The organism is Paraglaciecola sp. 25GB23A, from assembly GCF_040012495.1.
GTDB lineage: Bacteria > Pseudomonadota > Gammaproteobacteria > Enterobacterales > Alteromonadaceae > Paraglaciecola.
In genome coordinates, this window is sequence record NZ_JBDYKM010000051.1 from 1 (window position 1) to 5,630 (window position 5,630).

Annotated in this window: 1 protein-coding gene; it reads right to left on the reverse strand. The window is 39.7% G+C overall.

The window, feature by feature from the left end; genetic code table 11:
* On the reverse strand, nt 1-5,435 hold a 5,435-nt coding region (locus ABKW31_RS22570), incomplete at its 3' end, for an FG-GAP-like repeat-containing protein (RefSeq protein ID WP_348618973.1).
* Between the last annotated feature and the right edge of the window lie 195 nt (nt 5,436-5,630).

A 5,630-nucleotide genomic window follows, 5' to 3' on the forward strand; every position in this document is an offset into this window, starting at 1 on the left:
ATCAAGTAGATAAAGTTTTGGCCAGTTATAGTATTGCGCCAGAAAATATCCGATTTACCGTCTGCATCATAATCGCCTTGGCCGGCCATCAACCAACCATCGTCTTGCACAACATTAATGGGTTTAGCTTCTTTAGTTTGTGTGCCATTCATCGCCCACAAGAAGTTCCAGCCTCTGGCTTCACTTCGCCACAACAAATCGGATTTACCGTCGCCGTCTACGTCGTTTTTGGCGAGTGCCAAACCAATATTTGGATCCAATGGTGCCAAATCATACTCGTCGATTATTCCGTCATTGTCATCGTCCTTGTCTGCTTCCATACCCAAAGCCAAACAGCTTTGATCGCAGTCATTTGGCGCACCATCTGAGTCAGTATCAATTAAATCACCGATTGCAACGAGCGGGAATTCATCACTGGCATCATTGATTCCATCATTGTCATCATCTAAATCAGCATTATTACCAATGCCATCATTATCAGTATCCAAATACTCAGCTTTATCTAAAGGAAAAGCGTCTTCACTATCAAGCACTCCATCTTCATCGGAATCGGTTTTAGTTAAGTCACTACCACCTAAAAATTCAGTAATGTTGTCAGCACCATCACCATCAGCATCATGTTGTGCGTCATCTGGATTATAAGGATTTAAACCATTTACGACTTCCCAATAATCGGTCATTCCATCACCATCGGTGTCCGAGTTTTCATCGCTTTCGTTCAAAATTCCATCGCCATCGGAATCTGCAATATATCGGCTATATAGCGTCCATTCTCTTGAGTATTCCTCAGATTCGGAGATAAATGGCATGGTGAATATGGCATAGTTACCGTTATCGGAAATACTGAAATAACGAAAATCGTAGCTTCGCCCCGAACCCCAGACCGGGTTAGATGCCACCTCTTCTTGCTCACCAGTGAGCATGTTTTTGTAGATTACAAATCGCCCATCGTTCCGCATCGCTTGAAAAATTACGTTATTGCCATCTTTAGAAAGGTTTGCCTCCCACGCGCCGTAAGATTTGTCAGGGTCCATTATTGAAACCAGTTCTATATCTTTGGTTTCAATATTAAACCGATATACTTGAGAATTTCCGATCGATGCCTCACTTCCTGCACTTAATATATTGTTGGTACTCTCAAACAATACATATCGACCGTCTCCTGAAATATTGGGCTTGATTAAAAAAACGGATTCAGAAGGGGAAACATGAGTAAATGTATCGGTAGAGAAATCATACGTATTCACCGAATCGAGGCCATTTGAAGCGTAGGCAGAATAAACCACTCGGTTTCCATCACTACTTATATCCAAATCATAAACGTAACCACTGTTTGCGCCTGTAAACTCATCAGTAAACCCCCTTGATAAATCAGCAAACGCATAGGTTCTTGTTACTCGATCATAACGATATAAATCGACTTTAGTTAATTGATTTTCTTCATTTGCATCTTCAGGTACTAAGGGTTCATCCGTAACAAATATATGATAACGTCCGTCAGCTGACAAACGCCCCCCTAAACCATGATTGACAATGCTTTTATTAGCTTTGCCCATGTGGGTTATGTCGCCCGTCAGCCTATTTTTTTGAAAACTATGCCAGCCAATAACTTCAGCACCGTTTAAGTTGTTTGCTTTTGATGCAAACGCTAATTCTTTGCCGTCATACGTCACCCCACCTAACACTGCATCTTCATTGGAAAGTTGCCCATTAGCGTTAGTGCTCACTATTTCACGTGCGCCGTCTGCAAGATTAATATGAAAAACATCGGCAATATTTCCGCGGTCTGGGTTCCTTTCTTGAATAAAAACATGTCGCCCATCGCCGCTTAATTCCGCTGGAAACCCTGACAAATTCGTATCATCTGAGACTTTGGTAAGATGAGTTGAAAAAACCAAAGGCTTGCTGTAGCTGCTAAATAGCGGGGACAATCCGCTTTCCATCTCGGTGCAACCCACTTTCGCTTTAAAATAATAAGTTGAAAAACTGTCAACATCGGGCAACACGACTACAGACTTGTAAAAGGACTGGCTAGCGGCATCACTTACATCATCAAAAGGAGTATCAGACCAATACAAAGTATGGCAAACGCCGTTGACAAAGTTATCAATGCTAATAGCGATACCACCATCGACTTGCTCGACGGTTTTATTGAGGATTAAGTTGGCATAGCTATTATCTAAATCTTCTCCATCCAAAATACCATCATTGTCAGAGTCTGCCACATTAAACAATGTGCCCTGTTGAAACTCTTGCAGGGTGCTTAAACCGTCAAAATCTATATCATGTGCGGCATCATCTGGATTATATAAATTAAGACCATGTTCATGTTCCCAATTATCCATTAGCCCATCTAAGTCAGTATCACTGTTCAAGTCGTCTTCATTGGGGATACCATCAAAGTCTGAATCGCTGACATTGAGGTCAAATATTGCATTAAATGAACGGTCACTACTATCTTTTGCATCTACCAACCCAAAACGACTACTTCCAGACAGAGCACGCGTATATACTGGCCCCCGTTTCTTTAAAGGTGCCTCTATATTTGGTGTATGTGTGTCAAATTGGTCAGCATAATGTTGGTGAAATTTACTCTCAAATGTATCCCATACCAATGCTACCAATGCTCTGCCATTGGCATCCCAATGATTCGTTACTGATAAAAAAACATAGCGATCATTGTTTCCAATAAACGGAGAAAATCTATTTGTACCATTTGAAGTTCGTATTCTTATATCGCTAATTGGTACATCAATATTATTGTCTTGTAATTGCTGACTTAAACAACTTTTTTTATTGTCTAAAACATCAAAAATGACGATCTCAAATTTAGAATTACAAACAGGTGTGTCATCGTCGCTGTAATTTATGTTGATTAGAATTTTAGTTGATGTATTTCCATACTGCACACTAGGAGTTCTGCTTGAGACAATACCAATTTCTGCTAATTTGTCATATGCGTCGATTGCTTCTCCCGTTTTAACGTTTAGTATTTTAGAAGAATTATGCGCAAATTCACCATCATCTCGTACTGCAATACCACTATATTCACTAAGTAATCGCTCTCCTGTTATGCGATTAAACAGCATGCCATAAATTACAATCAAATCCGTATCACCAACTACGTCACCTTCTGTTCCACCATTTAAAATATAATCAGTCCAGAGTGCATCACCCAGTTCATTGACATACGCACCCCCATACCTATATTTATATAGATTAGAGAAAACGCTTCCAAATTCGCCGCGCAAAACATAAAAATCTTTATTTTCATAATAATCATTACCCCTCACAGGTTCGGGGATATACGGATATACGTATGGTTGGGGTGGAGGTAAAATTGTTCTGTCATCGGAATGAATGTATTTTTCTGTAATCGAATAATTGTAAATAGAGCCGGTTGCATGCAGATAATTTTTATACCGATTTACTGATGCAAAGAAAGATTTTTGTTGCGACAATGGATTACCATTATTGGTATAGCAACCGCTTTGCAACCTAAAATAATAAGTGCGGTTAGGATGAAGTTTTTCTATTTTTACAAAATTTTGTTGAGATACATATTGCTGTGACTGACTATTGGTTTCGAATGGTTTGTCTGACCAATGAACTGTGCTGCATGAAGAACCACTATCAGACAAACTTATTAAAGCAGTGGTTTCTCCTTCAACTTGACTGATTTCTCCCCAATTCATTGGGGCAGATGTTTGTGCTGGTTGCGTGTCTACAGCATCGTTAATACCGTCAAAATCCGTATCTTTTTGGTTAATTAGCGTGCCTTTGGCAATTTCTTGCAAATTTGATAAGCCATCGTAATCATTATCAAAATCCGCATCATAGGGGTTATACATGTTTAACCCTAGAAGAGTTTCAAGGTAATCTGTAATCCCATCTGCATCGCTATCACTATCAGGATCTTCTGCATTTAGCACCCCATCACCGTCTGTGTCAGCACGATATTGATAACATATTTTATTGTAGCCAGCTAATCCAATACTGCCGTTCTCTATCATCTCACCACAAGCAGGATCATCTTTAAGACGTCCTGCTAACTCACTCCATCCTCGCTTTAAACCTGTCATTGCGTTTTGTTCTAACCATTTACGATCTGTATAGTTTTCAGCGTCTAAATTAAAAAATGCCTCGTAACAGTTTTGATTAAGTTTAACAGGTTTTGGGGTTAAATTAGATGGTGTGACGGAATACAAGAATGGTGCACAATCCCATAAATTTATGGGGTATGACGCTGTAAATAGAATTTCATTCGTCTCGCCGCTAAACCAGCCCTTTGATTTAAGCACATTGTCAAATGTACTTTCTCTGTGCACATAACGCACCATTTTCATATCTTGTTCGATCCCATCATTAACCAATGATGTTTGATTAGAATTAAAATCACCTAAAAACAACTTTCTTTCGGAAGACATGTAATACAAAACATACTTACCATCATAAGAGAATTCAAAATCAGTCATTACCGCAGGATTGAGTTTGGCACCTGGTTCAATGGTAATGATTGTGTTGGTAGCGATGTCTTTGCGGTACAAACGGCCATCACGATAGTCCACATCGGGCATTAGTGGCTCATACCTTGTATAAATAAACAAATATTGACCGTTACCACTTAATTTTAAAAATTGACTACTACTTTTAGATTTATGTACAAGTGTCAGAGTGCCGGTTTTTGTATCCTTCACCATCCAATACCAAAAACTCTCTTCCCACCCGGTGCCGACTAAGTTCTTCGCTCTTGTTTTAAACAATACAAACCGATTATCGGGGGTGGCATCAACATAATCTGATTGGTTATTACCTGCCTCGCCATTGACTTTAGTGATCATTGAAATTTCATTTGTGAGCAGATTTTTTTTATACAGTTGTGTAAAGAAGTACGTCGAATCAGGCGTGTACTGCTCTGGGTTGGGGATGTTGGCGTCTATATCTGGGCTGTTTGTTTTAATTAAAACAGAATCGCCATTTCGACTTAAATGGGTGACAAATGCTGAACCTGCAATTGCTTCGCCCTGCTTATTAACTGCGACAAAAGCAGTATTGGCGTCTGGAAATGCATAATCAACGGACGCATACACCGTCTCGCTGGGAGGCGACAAGTGGATGGAATCATTACATGTGGCTTCAACGCGAAAATAATAGGTTTCTAATGCAGATAAATCAGTTAGTTCAACTGAAGTTTCAGATACACTGGTTTCAACTGCAATGGCATTACCATCATAACCATACTCGTAAACAGGACGAGTATCATAATATAGCCTATAACACTCAGCACCAGAGACCTCATCCCAACTCACAACTAAGCTATGTGCGTTAATTCCTAGCTCAGCTTTGAGTCCCTCAGGCTTATCAAGGGCATCAGCCAGGGTGACAAAGCTGACACATAGACTAACTGTAAAAATGAGTATTGCGCTTAATTTCATTCGACTATTTTCCGTTTTAATTCTACCCAGCAAATATCATCATTTAGCTAATAAAATTCTCGCTCACAATCCCTGTTCTTTTGTGGGCGAGAGGCCATTTTAGCTGTTGTACTTGATTTACTTAGCGAGTGTCCAAGTATTGTCAGTCGGTCTAAGTACCCCTTTATCTTTAATGGTCAAGCCATCCATTAAGTG